The organism is Enterobacter ludwigii (assembly GCF_001750725.1).
Classification (GTDB): Bacteria; Pseudomonadota; Gammaproteobacteria; order Enterobacterales; family Enterobacteriaceae; genus Enterobacter; species Enterobacter ludwigii.
Map to the genome: position 1 here is coordinate 4,192,971 of NZ_CP017279.1, position 17,669 is coordinate 4,210,639.

Annotated in this window: 10 protein-coding genes; 2 read left to right on the forward strand and 8 right to left on the reverse strand. The window is 56.3% G+C overall.

The features are described 5' to 3' along the window. Positions 1-87 precede the first annotated feature (87 nt). Both BH714_RS19680 and gltB read right to left on the reverse strand, forming a co-directional pair. Positions 88-1,506 (reverse strand): glutamate synthase small subunit, encoded by a 1,419-nt coding sequence (locus tag BH714_RS19680; protein ID WP_014171835.1) that lies wholly within the window; start codon positions 1,504-1,506, stop codon positions 88-90. A gap of 9 nt (positions 1,507-1,515) precedes the next feature. Then, entirely contained in the window at positions 1,516-5,976 is a 4,461-nt protein-coding gene (gene gltB, locus BH714_RS19685) for a glutamate synthase large subunit (RefSeq protein WP_020883516.1), read from the reverse strand. A gap of 682 nt (positions 5,977-6,658) precedes the next feature. On the opposite strand from gltB, the gene mnmL reads away from it, so the two are divergent. After that, positions 6,659-7,600, forward strand: a complete 942-nt coding sequence (gene mnmL, locus BH714_RS19690; protein WP_140418744.1) for a tRNA modification radical SAM protein MnmL/YtqA — start codon at positions 6,659-6,661, stop codon at positions 7,598-7,600. Here mnmL and BH714_RS19695 read toward each other — a convergent pair. Then, positions 7,580-9,082 (reverse strand): helicase HerA-like C-terminal domain-containing protein, encoded by a 1,503-nt coding sequence (locus BH714_RS19695; protein WP_020883518.1) that lies wholly within the window; start codon positions 9,080-9,082, stop codon positions 7,580-7,582. The two genes, mnmL and BH714_RS19695, sit on opposite strands and share 21 nt — an antisense overlap. Before the next feature lie 137 nt (positions 9,083-9,219). Between BH714_RS19695 and BH714_RS19700 the strand changes: the two genes are divergently transcribed. After that, a complete protein-coding gene (locus BH714_RS19700) occupies positions 9,220-10,866 on the forward strand; it encodes a glycerone kinase (RefSeq protein ID WP_020883519.1) in 1,647 nt (548 codons plus the stop codon). 81 nt (positions 10,867-10,947) lie between these two features. Here BH714_RS19700 and ahr read toward each other — a convergent pair whose 3' ends face one another. The 5 genes from ahr to pepA all read right to left on the reverse strand — a co-directional run bounded on the left by ahr (position 10,948) and on the right by pepA (position 17,599). Then, positions 10,948-11,967 carry an NADPH-dependent aldehyde reductase Ahr gene (ahr, locus tag BH714_RS19705; protein ID WP_020883520.1) on the reverse strand — a complete coding sequence of 340 codons (1,020 nt, stop codon included), beginning with the start codon at positions 11,965-11,967 and terminating at the stop codon, positions 10,948-10,950. An 83-nt stretch (positions 11,968-12,050) separates the two neighbouring features. After that, a complete protein-coding gene (locus BH714_RS19710; RefSeq protein ID WP_020883521.1) occupies positions 12,051-12,554 on the reverse strand; it encodes a GNAT family N-acetyltransferase in 504 nt (167 codons plus the stop codon). A gap of 123 nt (positions 12,555-12,677) precedes the next feature. After that, the gene (locus BH714_RS19715; protein WP_020883522.1) at positions 12,678-15,533 is read right to left on the reverse strand and encodes a valine--tRNA ligase; all 2,856 of its coding nucleotides are present in this window, start codon (positions 15,531-15,533) and stop codon (positions 12,678-12,680) included. Next, a complete protein-coding gene (gene holC / locus BH714_RS19720; protein ID WP_008502815.1) occupies positions 15,533-15,976 on the reverse strand; it encodes a DNA polymerase III subunit chi in 444 nt (147 codons plus the stop codon). The genes BH714_RS19715 and holC overlap by 1 nt, the downstream gene beginning before the upstream one ends. 111 nt (positions 15,977-16,087) lie before the next feature. Next, a complete protein-coding gene (gene pepA, locus BH714_RS19725; RefSeq protein WP_014171826.1) occupies positions 16,088-17,599 on the reverse strand; it encodes a leucyl aminopeptidase in 1,512 nt (503 codons plus the stop codon). Positions 17,600-17,669: the final 70 nt, after the last annotated feature.

Here is a 17,669-nt window from a genome sequence, read left to right on the forward strand (position 1 = left end):
ACAGAAAAGCGGAGCTGCAGGGCGGGAATCAACGGTGGTTAGCCGCATAAAAAAAGCCGGATGGTATTTGCCATCCGGCTTATTTTTTTACACTTCCAGGTAATTCAGAATACCGTCAGCGGCTTTACGGCCTTCGGCAATCGCGGTAACGACCAGGTCGGAACCGCGAACGATATCACCGCCAGCAAAGATTTTCGGGTTGCTGGTCTGGAACGCGTTTTCGTTGCCTTCCGGCGCAATAACACGACCCTGAGAGTCCAGCTCTACGCTGTGCTTCGCCAGCCACTCCATGCTGTGAGGACGGAAACCGAACGCCATTACTACGGCATCGGCCGGGATCACATGCTCGGAACCTGCCACGATCTCTGCGCGACGACGACCTTTCGCATCCGGCGCACCCATCTCAGTGCGCGCCATTTTCACGCCGCTCACTTTGCCGTTGGCATTCACTTCAATACCCAGAGGCTGGATGTTGAACTGGAATTCCACGCCCTCTTCACGCGCGTTTTTCACTTCGCGTTTAGAGCCCGGCATGTTCTCTTCGTCACGACGATAGGCGCAGATCACGTGTGCCGCATTCTGGCGAATGGAGGTACGCACGCAGTCCATCGCGGTATCACCCCCGCCCAGCACCACCACGCGTTTGCCTTCCATGCTGACATACGGCTCATCGGCGGTTTCGCCATAGCCCATGATCTGTTTGGTATTGGCAATCAGGAACGGCAGTGCGTCGAATACGCCCGGCGCATCTTCGTTTTCCAGACCACCACGCATGGACTGATAGGTTCCCACGCCCAGGAAGACGGCGTCGTAATCCTTCAGCAGGTCGTCGAGCTGCACGTCGCGACCCACTTCCACGTTCAGTTTGAACTCGATGCCCATACCGGTGAAGATTTCACGGCGGCGGGTCATGACCTCTTTTTCCAGCTTGAAGGCCGGAATACCGAAGGTCAGCAGACCGCCGATTTCCGGATGGCGGTCAAAGACCACCGCCTTCACGCCGTTACGGGTCAGAACGTCCGCACAGGCCAGGCCCGCCGGGCCCGCACCGATGATCGCCACACGCTTGTCGGTTTGCTTCACGCCGGTCATATCCGGACGCCAGCCCATTTCGAAGGCTTTATCGTTGATATAGCGTTCGATATTACCGATGGTCACCGCGCCAAATTCGTCGTTCAGCGTACAGGAACCTTCACACAGACGGTCCTGAGGACACACGCGGCCGCACACTTCCGGCAGGGTGTTTGTCTGGTGAGACAGCTCGGCAGCTTCAAAAATACGTCCTTCGTTGGCCAGTTTCAGCCAGTTCGGGATGTAGTTATGGACCGGACATTTCCATTCGCAGTAAGGGTTACCGCAGGACAGGCAGCGGTCTGCCTGTGCTTTGGCCTGGCCTTCTGAAAACGGCTCATAGATTTCTACAAATTCAATTTTACGGATCTTCAGCGGTTTCTTTGGCGGATCAACACGCTGCAGGTCGATAAACTGGTATACGTTCTGGCTCATCTGAATTCCTTACTGCGCCTGCACACGCAGCTCTGCTGCGCTACGACTACGGTGACCCAACAGGGCTTTAACATCGCTGGACTTCGGTTTAACCAGCGCGAATTTCGCAGAGAACGCCGGCCAGTTGGCCAGGATCTCTTCGCCGCGCGAAGAACCGGTATGCTGCACGTGTTCGGTAATCAAACCGCGCAGGTGTTCTTCGTGGATAGCCAGCGTTTCAACGTCCAGCACTTCCACCAGTTCAGGGTTCACGCGTTTGCGGAACTCACCGTCTTCATCCAGGACGTAAGCAAAACCGCCCGTCATGCCTGCGCCAAAGTTCACGCCGGTTTTACCCAGGACGCACACAATCCCGCCCGTCATGTATTCACAACCGTTATCACCGATACCTTCAACCACGGTGATGGCACCGGAGTTACGTACGGCAAAACGTTCACCTGCACGACCCGCTGCAAACAGACGACCACCGGTCGCGCCGTACAGACAGGTGTTACCGATGATGCTGGCATCGCAGCTACGGAAGGCTGAACCGACCGGCGGACGTACCGCCAGCAGACCACCCGCCATGCCTTTACCGACATAGTCGTTGGCATCACCGGTCAGATACAGTTCAACGCCGCCGGCGTTCCACACGCCGAAGCTCTGACCCGCGGTACCGCTGAAGTGTGCGGTAATCGGGTCGGCCGCCAGGCCCTGGTCACCGTGCGTTTGCGCGATGTAACCGGAAAGCGATGCACCGACAGAACGATCAGTGTTGCGAATATCAAACCAGAACGTTTTGCTCTGCTTGTCATCCACGTACGGCTTCGCTTGCTGCAGCAGCTGCGCGTTCAGCACGCCATTGTCGAACGGCGGGTTATTCTCAGTGCAGTAGACCGCTTTGCCAGGATGTGGCTCGGCAGTTTCCAGCAACTTAGACAGCTCCAGCTTCTGCTGTTTGGCTGTGAAACCTTCCAGCTCTTTGAGCAGGTCGGTACGGCCAATCAGATCCACCAGGCGTTTCACGCCCAGCTGTGCCATCAGCTCACGGGTTTCGCGGGCGATGAAATCAAAGTAGTTGGTCACTTTGAACGGCAGGCCGTGGTAATGGTTCTTACGCAGCTTCTCGTCCTGGGTTGCAACACCGGTAGCACAGTTGTTCAGGTGGCAAATACGCAGGTATTTACAGCCGAGCGCGACCATAGGGCCCGTGCCGAAACCAAAGCTTTCCGCACCCAGAATCGCCGCCTTGATGATGTCGAGGCCGGTTTTCAGGCCGCCATCCACCTGCAGACGGATCTTATGACGCAGACCGTTAGCCACCAGCGCCTGCTGGGTTTCCACCAGGCCAAGCTCCCACGGACAGCCCGCGTATTTCACGGAGGAGAGTGGGCTTGCCCCGGTACCACCGTCATAACCGGCGATGGTGATCAGGTCCGCATAGGCTTTTGCCACACCGGTCGCGATGGTGCCAACGCCCGGTTCGGAAACCAGCTTCACGGAGATCATCGCTTTCGGGTTGACCTGTTTCAGGTCGAAAATCAGCTGAGCCAGATCCTCGATAGAATAAATATCGTGATGCGGTGGCGGAGAAATCAGCGTCACACCCGGTACGGAATAGCGTAATTTGGCGATATACGGCGTGACTTTATCACCCGGTAACTGGCCGCCTTCGCCCGGTTTTGCACCCTGAGCGACTTTAATCTGAATCACGTCGGCGTTAACCAGATACGCTGGCGTGACGCCAAAGCGACCGGATGCAACCTGCTTGATACGTGAGACTTTGTTGGTGCCATAACGGGCAGGGTCTTCACCACCTTCACCGGAGTTTGAATTGCCGCCGATGCTGTTCATCGCTTCAGCCAGCGCTTCGTGAGCTTCCGGGCTGAGCGCACCGATGGACATTGCCGCGGTGTCAAAGCGTTTAAACAGTTCAGTGGCAGGCTCAACGTCGTCAATGCTGACGGCTTCATCACCCGGGTTCAGCGCCAGCAGGTCGCGCAGCGTCGCCGCCGGACGGTTGTTCACCAGTTCAGCATACTGCTGGTAATCGCTGTACTCGCCGCTCTGAACGGCCTGTTGCAGCGTACGCACCACGTCCGGGTTATAAGCGTGATATTCACCGCCGTGGACATACTTCAGCAGACCACCTTGATCCAGCGGCTTACGTGCCAGCCAGGCGCGTTTCGACAGGTTCATCAGATCCTGCTGGAAGTCAGCGAATCCGGCACCGCCGATACGGCTGATAACACCCTGGAAGCAAAGTGTCGCCACGTCGTCATGCAGACCGACCGCTTCAAACAGCTTCGAGCAGCGGTAGGAGGCGATGGTCGAGATGCCCATTTTGGACATGATTTTGTACAGGCCTTTGTTGATGCCGTTACGGTAGTTCAGCATCACCGTGCGGTAATCTTTGTCGATAGCACGGGTATCCACGAGACGCGCCAGCGTTTCGTAGGCCAGGTACGGGTAAATAGCCGTCGCACCAAAGCCTAACAGCACGGCAAAGTGGTGCGGATCGCGGGCGCTGGCGGTTTCAACAATGATGTTGGCGTCGCAGCGCAGGCTCTTATCGACCAGACGCGTCTGGATAGCACCTACCGCCATTGGGGCCGGTACCGGCAGACGGTTTTTCGCAATATTGCGGTCAGAGAGCACCAGCAGAACGGTACCGTTACGCACCATCTGTTCCGCTTTGTCACACAGCGCATTCACCGTCTCTTCGAGGGTCGCTTCGGTCACGTCGAAAGTGATATCGAGCGTGTCGGCGCGGTAGTGATCCTCTTTCAGGGTGGTGAGCTGTTTGAAATCAGAGTACAGCAGGATCGGCGATTTAAAGGTCAGGCGGTGCGCCTGGCCTTCAGCTTCGCAGAAGACGTTCATCTCGCGACCGATGCTGGTGGCCAGTGACATCACGTGTGCTTCACGCAGCGGATCGATTGGCGGGTTGGTCACCTGCGCAAACTGCTGACGGAAGTAATCATAAATGATGCGTGGCTGGCTGGAGAGCACGGCAAACGGGGTATCGTCACCCATGGAGCCGACCGCTTCCTGGCCATTTTCACCGAGTACGCGGATCACGGAATCCAGCTCTTCGGCGCTGTAGTTAAACTGTTTCTGGAAGCTGGCGAGCGTATCGTCGTCCAGCTCACGACTGCCCACTTCTTCATCCGGCAGATCTTCGAATGGCACCAGGCGACGAACGTTTTTCTCCATCCACTCTTTGTACGGATGGCGGCTCTTCAGATCGTTATCGGTTTCAGCAGAGTGCAGAATGCGCCCACCGCGGGTGTCGATAACCATCAGCTCGCCCGGGCCAACGCGGCCTTTCTCAACCACTTCGTCAGGCTGGTAATCCCAGATACCGACTTCAGAGGCGCAGGTGATGAGCTTATCTTTGGTGATGACGTAGCGTGCCGGACGCAGACCGTTACGGTCCAGGTTACAGGCAGCAAAGCGACCGTCGGACATAACGATGCCCGCCGGGCCATCCCACGGCTCCATGTGCATGGAGTTAAAGTCGAAGAACGCGCGCAGCTCTGGATCCATATCCGGGTTGTTCTGCCATGCCGGTGGCACGAGCAGACGCATGGCGCGCACGATATCCATACCGCCTGCCAGCAGCAGCTCCAGCATGTTATCCATGGAGCTGGAGTCAGAGCCGGTTTCGTTAACGAACGGCGCGGCATCATGCAGGTCAGGGATCAGTGGCGTCTGGAACTTATAGGTACGAGCACGCGCCCACTGGCGGTTACCCGTAATGGTATTGATCTCGCCGTTGTGCGCCAGGTAGCGGAACGGCTGCGCCAGCGGCCAGCGAGGGACGGTGTTGGTGGAGAAGCGCTGGTGGAAGAGGCAGATGGCCGATTCCAGACGCAGGTCCGCCAGGTCCAGGTAGAAGCGCGGCAGGTCAGCCGGCATACACAGACCTTTATAGATGTTCACCAGGTTAGAGAGGCTACAGACGTAGAACTCTTTGTCGTCCTGGAGACGTTTTTCAATGCGACGACGGGCGATAAACAGACGGCGTTCCATATCACGCGGACGCCAGCCCGCAGGGGCATTAACAAAAATCTGTTCAATTCGAGGCAGCGAGGAGAGGGCGATTTCGCCGAGTACCCCTTCGTTGGTTGGCACATCGCGCCAGCCAACAATAGACAGGGTTTCACGTTGAAGTTCTTCTTCGACGATGCGGCGTGAGGCGGCAGCTTTTTCAGGATCCTGATTCAGGAACAGCATACCGACAGCGTAGTTTTTGGCTAAACGCCAGCCGCGCTCTTCCGCAACGATACGGAAGAAACGATCCGGTTTTTGCAGCAGCAGACCGCAACCGTCGCCGGTTTTACCATCAGCAAGGATGGCACCACGGTGCTGCATGCGGGCCAGTGCGTGAATAGCAGTACGCACTACCTTGTGGCTAGGTTCGCCTTCTATGTGGGCGATCAGGCCGAAACCACAGTTATCCTTCTCAAGGGATTTATCGTACAACATATCAGTGAACCTCCCCAGGCTCGTCGGGCTTCCCACTGAACCGTGGCGCACAGGCACAGAAAGAGCATGGCGACGGGGTTTGCGTTTCATACGCGTACCTCGCATTCGCCCTCTTTTTCATCCTTTCGCGCAGGTAAACAAGTTTGAGGACTTGCTTCAGAGGGAATCTCAATTACTGCATAAATATGATGAGCAGGCTGCTCATCCAGAAAGCTTCCAGCGGATTTCCAACTTATCGGGAATTGGTACACAGGTCAAATGGCAATCTTATTTATACAAAAATGTGCTAAAGAGCTATTAACTATTTGTATATAAAAGAAATTCAACTCTATTTACAACGTTTGTAAGCTGTGGTGAGACGCAGCGGAGTGTGATCTGACTCACTATATGAAAGCGGTATTATCGATGTAGCGTGCTGAATAGCCGTTTTTTAGCAGAATAATTCTCTACGATGAAATGCAAACCCGCATAAAGTCACTGTTTTTCAGTGCTGACGCTATAAGTGAAAAAAACAATCAGAACATAAGGAAAAGTAATCACAACTGGCGTGAATGAAATTGCAGTAATCCTGAGTATTTATTCATAGAGATAAAGGCCGTCCAGGGCGATTGATCCAGGTCATCGCCGACAGAGGCTAAAAATGGCAGGCTTGTCCCCTTTCTTTGGGACGGTCTATCAGATTATGCAGTTACAGAAATTAGTCAATATGTTTGGTGGGGATCTTTTGCAGCGTTATGGGCAAAAGGTTCACAAGCTGACGCTGCATGGCGGTTTTAGCTGCCCGAACCGTGACGGGACGATCGGGCGCGGGGGCTGTACTTTCTGTAATGTGGCGTCTTTTGCTGACGAAGCGCAGCAGCATCGTTCCATCGTCGAACAGCTGTCCCATCAGGCGGGTCTGGTCAACCGTGCGAAACAGTATCTGGCCTATTTCCAGGCCTACACTAGCACATGGGCGGAAGTACAGGTCTTGCGCTCCATGTATCAGCAGGCGGTAAGTCAGGCCAGTATCGTAGGGCTGTGTGTGGGCACCCGCCCGGACTGCGTGCCGGAAGCGGTACTGGACCTGCTCAGCGAGTACAAGGAACAAGGGTATGAGATCTGGCTGGAGCTGGGCCTGCAAAGTGCGCACGCCAAAACTCTGCACCGCATCAACCGTGGGCATGATTTCGCCTGTTACCAGCGCACCACACGTCTCGCGCGTGAGCGTGGGCTAAAGGTGTGCTCGCACCTGATTGTCGGCCTGCCAGGCGAAGGGCAGCAGCACGGTCTTGAGACACTGGAAAAGGTGGTCGAGACCGGTGTGGACGGAATTAAGCTGCATCCACTGCACATCGTAAAGGGCAGTATCATGGCCAAAGCCTGGGAAGCCGGGCGCTTAACCGGTATTGAGCTTGATGCGTATACGATGACGGCGGGGGAGATGATTCGGCACACCCCACCGGAGATTGTCTACCACCGCATCTCCGCCAGCGCCCGCCGTCCAACGCTTCTTGCACCGCTCTGGTGTGAGAACCGCTGGACGGGGATGGTTGAAATCGACCGTTATCTGCAAGAGCACGGCGTACAGGGGTCGGCGCTTGGTCGCCCCTGGGTTCCCCGCTTACCGGCGACGACCGCCTAACAGGCTCCCCAGCATGCCGCGTACAATCTGATTCGTGACCTGACGCGCTGCACTTTTCGCCATGGTCTGCACGACGCCATCGCGTTTGCCGCCGCGTGGTCCGGTTGTACCAAACAGGATATCCTTAAGCCCGCCCAGGATGCCGTCGTCCACGGCAACAGACTGGCCTTTGGCGGCAGGTGCGTCCTGGGATTCGGTGGTGGCCTGAACCCCTTTTTGCAGCATCTCGAATGCCGACTCGCGATCCACGTCGTCCTCATACTTACCATACAGCGGGGAGCGGTTAATCAGGCCGTTGCGTTCATCGTCCGTCACGGGTCCCATCCGGGAGCAAGGGGCAATCACCATTGCGCGCTCCACAACGGACGGGCTGCCTTTTGCATCCAGGAAAGAGATAAGCGCTTCACCGGTGCCCAACGCCTGGATGGCCGCTTCGGTATCAAATGCCGGGTTCGCTCGCATGGTTTGCGCGGCGGCTTTGACGGCCTTCTGATCTTTCGGCGTAAAGGCGCGCAGGGCATGCTGTACGCGGTTGCCAAGCTGTCCCAGCACGTTGTCAGGAATATCGGACGGGTTTTGCGAAACAAACCAGACGCCGACGCCTTTAGAGCGGATCAGGCGGATCACCTGTTCAATCTTATCCAGCAGAACCTGAGGCGCATCGTTAAACAGCAGGTGCGCTTCGTCGAAGAAGAAGACCAGCTTGGGTTTGTCGAGATCGCCGGCTTCGGGTAACTGCTCGTACAGTTCAGAGAGCAGCCACAGCAGGCTGGCGGCGTAGAGCTTCGGCATCTGGTAGAGCTTCTCTGAGCTCAGAATATTGATGATGCCTTTCCCGTTGCTGTCGGTGCGCATCCAGTCCTTGATATCCAGCATCGGCTCGCCAAAGAAATGTTCGGCACCCTGTTGCTCCAGGGTCAGTAACCCGCGCTGGATGGCCCCGACTGAGGCGCTGCTGATATTACCGTACTGGTTTTGGAACGATTTGGCGTTATCACCGATGTACTGGGTAATGGCCCGCAGATCTTTGAAATCAAGTAACAGCAGACCCTGGTCGTCGGCAATACGGAAGATGATATTCAGCACACCGGACTGCACATCGTTGAGGTTGAGCAGACGAGCCAGCAGCAGCGGACCAAGATCGGAGACGGTTGCACGTACCGGGTGACCTTTCTCACCAAAGATATCCCATAACACGACCGGATTGTTGTGCGGTGTCCAGTCCGTGATGCCGATATTTTTGAGTCGGTCGAGCAGTTTTTCGGAGGGAGTGCCTTCCTGAGCCACACCGGTTAAATCGCCTTTTACATCGGCCATAAAGACCGGTACGCCAATCTCTGAAAGCGACTCTGCCAGCTTCTGCAGGGTCACGGTTTTCCCCGTCCCGGTGGCCCCGGTGATGAGACCGTGGCGGTTGGCCATCGCGGGCAGTAAAAACAGCTCTTTGTCCAGCGTGCGGGCAATTAACAATGGTGTACTCATAATGCGCTTCCTCTCTTAGTCCTCGGTCGAGTATAGGCAACCTGACGGCAAAATGGCTGAGTAAATTGCTGACTTTGCGGCGCATTATCCAGCGCGGACTATGCTTTTGCATACGGTTCACAAAATTTTGGAAAACTATGTCCAGATTCTTCTTTAACGATCGCAAACAGCTGGTCAACGACGCCATCGAAGGCATACTGATTTCGGCACCACACGCTAATCTCGTCAAACTTGATATCGACCCGGCCATTCGGGTGGTGGCGCGCAGCGACTGGGATAAAAGCCGGGTGGCGGTCATTTCAGGCGGTGGCTCTGGTCACGAACCTGCACACGCCGGGTTTGTCGGCAAAGGGATGCTCACGGCAGCGGTGTGCGGGGATCTTTTTGCTTCGCCGAGCGTTGATGCGGTGCTGAACGCCATTGTGGCGGTAACGGGCGATCGGGGTTGTCTGCTGATCGTGAAAAATTACACCGGCGACCGGCTTAATTTCGGCCTGGCGGCAGAAAAAGCCAAGCGCTATGGCCTGAAGGTCGAGATGGTCATTGTCGCCGATGATATTGCCCTGCCGGAGAACAAGCAGCCGCGCGGTATCGCCGGTACGGCACTGGTACATAAAATCGCGGGCTATGCGGCAGAGCACGGCAAATCACTGACCGAGGTGCGCGATATCGCGCAACAGGCTTGCGATAATCTCTGGAGCCTGGGCGTGGCAATGCAAACCTGTAACCTGCCGGGCAGTGATGATGAAGAGGGGCGGATCAAGCAGGGGCACGTGGAGCTGGGGCTCGGGATCCACGGGGAGCCTGGTGCCTCGGTTGTCGATACGCAAAACAGCAAAGCCATCATCGACACGCTGGTCGAGCCGCTCAAAGCGCAGGCCGGTAACGGGCGTTTTGCCGTGCTTATCAATAACCTCGGCGGCGTGTCGGCGCTGGAGATGGCGTTGCTCACCAAAGAGCTGGCCCACTCGGCGCTGAAAGAAAATATCGCTTATCTGATTGGTCCGGCACCGCTGGTGAGTGCCCTGGATATGAAAGGCTTTTCGCTGACGTTGCTGAAGCTTAACGATCTGTTCGAAAAAGCTCTCCATGAAGAGGTGGAGACGTTGGGCTGGCAGAAGCCGGTGGCGTTTGCGCCGCTGCGCGTGCAGGAACATAGCGCGATCCATGACCGCGTGGAATATACCGCCTCGGACAATCCACGGGTCGCAGAGATCGTCTCCACGGTCACGCAGACGCTGATCCAGCTGGAAAACCGCCTCAATGCGCTGGATGCCAAAGTGGGTGATGGCGATACGGGCTCTACCTTTGCGCAAGGGGCGCGGGATATTGCGCAGCGTCTGGAGAAGAAACAGCTTCCGCTAAATGATGTGTCGACGCTGTTGCTGCTGGTTGGCGAGCGGCTGGCAACGGTTATGGGGGGCTCAAGCGGTGTGCTGATGTCGATCTTCTTTACCGCTGCCGGGCAGACGTTGCACGACGGTCAGCCGTTGCCGGAAGCGCTCTTCAGCGGGCTGGCGCAGATGAAGCAGTATGGTGGGGCAGATCTTGGCGATCGCACCTTGATCGATGCCCTGCAACCGGCGCTGGAGGCATTGCAGAAAGGCGACCTTCAGGCTGCTGCGCAGGCTGCGAACGCGGGCGCTGAGGCGACAGCGAATATGGTGAAAGCAGGTGCCGGACGTTCGTCGTATGTCAACAAAGAGAACCTGGAGGGTGTGACCGACCCGGGGGCCGTGGCGGTGGCAGAGGTGTTCAAGGCAATGACCGCAGCAAAACGGTAGCGTTTTGAGTATTACATCCTCTCCCGACGGGAGAGGATGTAGATGCGTGCAATCAGGCCGCACGCACCCCGCGCGTTCACATCAAAAATCCGCTTTCAACACCACGCGATAACGGGCTTTACCGTCACGCACATGCTGGATAGCTTCGTTGATCTTAGACATCGGATACAGTTCGGTGGTGGGCGCCACTTTAGTGCGTCCGGCAAACTTCATCAGTTTGCGCAATTCGAACGGCGTACCGGTTGCTGAACCGGAGACGCTGCGATCCCCCCCGATCAGCGTAAACGCAGGCACCGGCAGCGGTTTCATCACCGCACCGACGGTGTGGAAGTTACCGCCGTGGGCCAGCGCTTCAAAGTACGGTTGCCAGTCGAGATCGACGTTAACGGTATTGATGATCAGATCAAACTGACCTGCCAGCGATTTGAGCGCTTGCGGATCGCGGCTGTTGACTACCTTATCCGCCCCCATCGCCAGCACTTCTTTCTCTTTGGCCGGGTTCGAGCTAAACGCCGTGACTTCACAGCCCATCGCATGCAGCAGTTTAATTGCGATATGGCCCAGACCACCAATCCCGATGACACCCACACGGCTGGTGGCGGTGACATGATGCATCAGCAGCGGTTTGAATACGGTGATACCGCCGCACAGCAGCGGACCGGCAGATTCGATATCAATGCTGTCCGGCAGGGGAATAACCCATTGCCAGTCGGCACGCAGTTTATCGGCGAAACCGCCTTTGTTCAGAATGGTAGGGACTGCGCCTTCGAGGCAGTTAATTTGGTTACCGCTGATACAGGCATCGCAGTGACCACAGCTGCGCGCCGTCCAGCCAATACCCACGCGCTGGCCGACCTTCAGCCCTTTGTCCTGTGCGGCGCTACCGAGCGCCACAACGCGGCCAATGACTTCGTGGCCGGCAATCAGTGGATACTGTGAGAAGCCCCATTCATTGTCGATCATGGAGAGATCGGAGTGGCAGATCCCGCAGTAATCAACCTGCACTTCGACGTCTTCTGCTTTTAGGTCGCCCGCATCGTATTCGTACAGCTCAAGTTCTGCACCCGCCTGCGGTGCGGCGTAGCTTTTTATCTTCGACATCGTGTTTCCCCCGTTATGGTGTGAACTGAGAGTGTAGAGCATTCAGTTTACAGTCGCTTAACAGAAGAGGGCAGGAATGCCCTTTACAGAGTTTTCAGCATTCTGACTTCGCAATCGACGTGGCCGGTACAGCCCAGCGGCGCATCAATATGCGTAAAGCCCAGATGTTCATACAGGCCAATGGCCTCTTTGAGGAAGGCGGTTGTTTCCAGGTAACAGCGTTTAAAACCCTGAGTACGCGCATGTTCAAGGGCGATAAGCGCCAGCTTTTTCGCCAGCCCTTGCCCGCGTACCGACGGCAGAAAATACATTTTTTGCAGTTCGCAGATATCCGGCTCGCTGCAGCTTAAAGGCGCCACGCCACCGCCGCCCACGACCTGGCCGTTCTGCTCAATAACCCAATAGGCGTAGCCCGGCTGGCTGTACAACTGAAACAGCTCATCCAGATTCGGGTCGGCAACGGTATAGCCTTTGTCGGCGGTCAGGCCATACTCTGCGGAAACCGTTCGGATAACGGCGGCAATAGCCGGGTTGTCCTGCTCAGTGATCCGACGCATCGTCGTCGCGACGGGGGTAATCACGCTCATAGTCTTACTCATTACAAAAATTGACACACAACTGCTGTTAATAGCACCGCAGTAAAGGGAGCGCAAGCGAGGAGTTTTCAGGAAGGATACCCCTTACGCCCTGAAGCGTAAGGGGTAAAAGCATTACAGGGCTGCAATAACCGCCTGCTGCTCGATCAGTTTGGTCTTAGCATCGGCGAAGGCAACCAGACGCTCACGCTCTTTCGCGATAACCGCTTCCGGCGCGCGGGCAACAAAGCCTTCGTTCGCCAGTTTGCTTTCGATTTTGCCAATTTCCACATCGACCTTAGCCACTTCTTTTGCCAGACGGGCCAGCTCAGCGTCTTTGTCGATAAGACCTGCCATCGGGATCAGCAGCTCGGCGCCGTCGATGATTTTGGTCACGGATACCGGACCTTTGTCATCCGCAGGCAGCACGGTGATGCTTTCCAGACGCGCCATGGTTTTCAGGAAGGTGTTGTTCTCGGTGACACGGCGAACAGCAGCCTCACTGCAACCGCGCAGCAGCAGCTCCAGAGGTTTACCCGGGGCGATGTTCATTTCGGCACGGATATTACGTACCGCCACGATCGCCTGTTTCAGCCATTCGGTATCGGCTGACGCCGCTTCATCGACCTTCGCTGCATCGAATTCCGGGAACGGCTGCAGCATGATAGTGTCGGCGTTGATGCCGGCAATCACTTTCACACGCTGCCAGATGGTTTCGGTGATGAATGGAATAATCGGGTGCGCCAGACGCAGCAGACCTTCCAGAACGGTAATCAGCGTGTTGCGCGTACCGCGCAGTTCCGCTTCAGAACCGCCGTTCATTACCGGTTTTGCCAGCTCCAGGTACCAGTCACAGAACTGGTTCCAGGTGAATTCATACAGAATGCCCGCCGCGATATCGAAGCGGTAGCTGTCCAGCGCTTCGCGGAAGGCTTTTACCGTCTGGTTGAACTCTGCCAGGATCCAGCGATCGGCCAGAGACAGGGTCATCTCGCCGCCGTTGAAGCCGCAATCCTGATCTTCGGTGTTCATCAGCACGAAGCGGCTGGCGTTCCACAGCTTGTTACAGAAGTTACGGTAACCTTCCAGGCGCTTCATGTCCCAGTTGATGTCACGACCGGTTGAAGCCAGTGCCGCCAGAGTGAAACGCAGGGCGTCAGTACCGTGAGGTTCGATCCCATTCGGGAACTGTTTCTCAGTACGCTTGCGGATCTTCTCTGCCAGCTGCGGTTGCATCATGTTGCCGGTACGTTTTTCCAGCAGCTCTTCGAGGGAGATACCGTCAACCATGTCCAGCGGGTCGATAACGTTACCCTTGGACTTGGACATCTTCTGGCCTTCGTCGTCACGAATCAGACCGGTCATGTAGACGGTATGGAACGGAACCTGTGGCTTGCCGTTTTCATCTTTGATGAAGTGCATGGTCATCATGATCATGCGGGCGATCCAGAAGAAGATGATGTCGAAGCCGGACACCATCACGCTGGTTGGGTGGAACTGACGCAGCGCGTCGGTGTTCTCCGGCCAGCCCAGCGTGGAGAAGGTCCACAGTGCGGAGGAGAACCAGGTGTCCAGTACGTCTTCGTCCTGACGCAGGGCGACATCGGCACTCAGGTTGTTTTCCTGACGAACTTCATCTTCGCTGCGGCCAACATAGACGTTGCCTTCGCTGTCGTACCAGGCCGGGATACGGTGGCCCCACCACAGCTGACGGGAGATACACCAGTCCTGAATATCACGCATCCAGGAGAAGTACATGTTTTCATACTGCTTCGGCACAAACTGGATGTCGCCGTTCTCGACCGCTTCAACAGCCGGTTTCGCCAGCACGTCGGCGCGCACGTACCACTGGTCGGTCAGCATTGGCTCGATAACAACACCACCACGGTCACCGTACGGCACGGTCAGATCGTGAGGTTTGATCTCTTCCAGCAGGCCGAGTGCATCCACTGCAGCGACAATCGCTTTACGCGCGGCAAAACGTTCCATTTTCTGGAATTCAGCCGGAATGTCGCTGGAGTAAACGTCGGATTCGTTACCTTTGGTGTCATACACTTCCGCGCTTTCACGGATATCACCGTCGAACGTCAGAATGTTGATCATTGGCAGGGCGTGACGACGGCCCACTTCGTAGTCGTTGAAGTCGTGTGCCGGGGTGATTTTCACACAGCCGGTGCCTTTTTCCATGTCGGCGTGTTCATCGCCCACAACGGGAATGCGGCGGTTAACCAGCGGCAGCACCACGAATTTACCAATCAGATCTTTATAACGCGGATCTTCCGGGTTAACGGCCACGCCGGTATCGCCCAGCAGGGTTTCCGGACGGGTGGTCGCTACCACCAGGTAATCTTTACCGTCTGCCGTTTTAGCGCCGTCGGCCAGCGGATAGCGGATATGCCACATGGAGCCTTTAGACTCACGGTTTTCCACTTCCAGGTCGGAGATAGCGGTGCGCAGTTTAGGGTCCCAGTTTACCAGGCGCTTGCCACGGTAAATCAGGTCTTCTTTGTACAGACGGACAAACACTTCTTTAACGGCGTTGGAAAGGCCTTCGTCCATGGTGAAGCGCTCGCGCTCCCAGTCCACGGAGTTGCCAAGACGGCGCATCTGACGGGTGATGGTACCGCCGGATTCTGCTTTCCACTGCCAGATTTTATCGATGAACGCGTCGCGACCGTAGTCGTGGCGGGTTTTACCTTCTTCAGCGGCAATTTTACGCTCAACCACCATCTGGGTCGCGATACCCGCGTGGTCAGTCCCCGCCTGCCACAGGGTGTTTTTGCCCTGCATGCGCTGGTAGCGGATCATGGTATCCATGATGGTCTGCTGGAAGGCATGACCCATATGCAAACTGCCGGTGACGTTCGGCGGTGGGATCATGATGCAGAAGGACTCTTTGCTTTCATCGCCGTTAGGCTTGAAATAGCCCTGCTGTTCCCAGTGCTCGTAAAGCGGCTGTTCGATATCGCGTGGGTTATATGTCTTTTCCATTATTTCCAGGTTGCCGTATTCAGGTTAAAACCAGCCAGGCGGTACGCTTTATAGCGTTCGCGCGCCAGTTGTTTCAAAGATTCTTCGTAAGGGACAAAGTCTACCACTTCTGTGAAAGCGGTGGCAAAATCTGCAAAATCTATCCGCAGGCTAATCAGAATATCGCGCGCGCTGCTGTTGCGCTTTTGCGGCCAGGCAATCTCTACCGGTGCGCCGCCACGAGGGCCTTCGCCAGACAGATTATGCGGAACAAAACTCTCCGGCGGGCGTGCCCAGAGTGCTTCGTCAAGGCGGATGGCCTGCTGCTCATCTTCGCAGGCAATCAGAACGCGTTTACCTGCGCGCCAACGTTCTGCGGCAATTTCACACACCAGCTGTTCAACTGCGCTGAGGCCGTCCTGATGGGTGTCGTTGTCCAGAAGGTAGAACGTTGCATTCTTCATATATGGGGCTTCTTGTTGTGGATTTAAATGCAAGGCCGGGCTGACCCGGCCTACAAACGGCATCTTTCCGTAGGCCCGGTAAGCGTAGCGCTACCGGGCATCTGACGGCAATTACTCTTCGCCGTTAAAACCCGCACGATTGAGCAGGAACTGCGACAGTAACGCGACCGGACGACCGGTTGCGCCTTTGGCCTTACCGGAACGCCAGGCGGTACCTGCGATATCCAGATGCGCCCAGTTGTACTTACGGGTAAAGCGCGCCAGGAAGCAGCCCGCAGTAATTGCCCCGCCAGGACGACCGCCGATGTTCGCCATATCGGCGAAATTAGACTCCAGCTGTTCCTGGTACTCGTCACCCAGCGGCAGACGCCATGCGCGGTCACCGGCCTGTTCGGACGCGCCAATCAGCTCGTGCGCCAGAGGATTGTGGTTCGACATCAGCCCGGTGATGTGATGGCCCAGCGCAATCACACAGGCACCGGTCAGCGTGGCCACGTCAATGACCGCTTCAGGCTCGAAGCGCTCAACGTAGGTCAGCACGTCGCACAGCACCAGACGGCCTTCGGCGTCGGTGTTCAGCACTTCAACGGTCTGGCCGGACATGGTCGTCAGAACGTCACCCGGACGGTACGCACGACCGCCAGGCATGTTTTCACAGCCCGCCAGCACGCCAATGACGTTAATCGGCAGCTGAAGTTCCGCCACCATACGCATCACGCCATACACTGCTGCTGCACCACACATGTCGTACTTCATCTCGTCCATGCCTTCGGCAGGCTTGATGGAGATACCGCCGGAATCGAAGGTCAGACCCTTACCAACCAGCACAATCGGACGCGCATCTTCAGACGGGTTACCTTTGTACTCGATAACCGACATCAGCGACTCATTCTGGGAGCCGTTGCCGACTGCCAGATAGGAGTGCATTCCCAGCTCTTTCATCTGCTGTTCGCCGATGACGCGGGTGATGACATTTTTACTGTAGGCGTCAGCCAGCTGACGTGCCTGAGAGGCCAGATACGCTGCGTTACAGATGTTAGGCGGCATATTGCCCAGATCTTTTGCGGCTTTAATCCCGGCAGCAATCGCCAGGCCGTGCTGAATAGCGCGTTCACCGCTGGTCAGCTCGCGACGGGTCGGTACGTTAAAGACCATCTTACGCAGCGGACGACGTGGCTCGCTTTTGTTGGTTTTCAGCTGGTCGAAGCTGTACAGGCTCTCTTTTGCCGTTTCGACCGCCTGACGCACTTTCCAGTAGGTGTTACGGCCTTTGACGTGCAGCTCGGTCAGGAAGCAAACGGCTTCCATTGAGCCGGTATCATTCAGCGTATTAATCGTTTTCTGAATAACCTGCTTATACTGACGTTCATCCAGCTCGCGCTCTTTACCGCAGCCAATCAGCAGAATACGTTCAGACAGTACGTTTGGAACATGGTGCAGTAACAGCGTCTGCCCAGGTTTGCCTTCCAGTTCGCCACGGCGCAGCAGGGCGCTGATGTAGCCATCACTGATCTTATCGAGTTGCTCGGCGATCGGGGAGAGTCGGCGTGGTTCAAAGACGCCCACAACGATGCAGGCACTCCGCTGTTTCTCCGGGCTACCGCTTTTTACACTGAACTCCATGCACTACGCTCCTGAATCTTAAAGACAACAGCGGCTGCTACAGATAGAATTGAAACCTTTCGTAACTCAT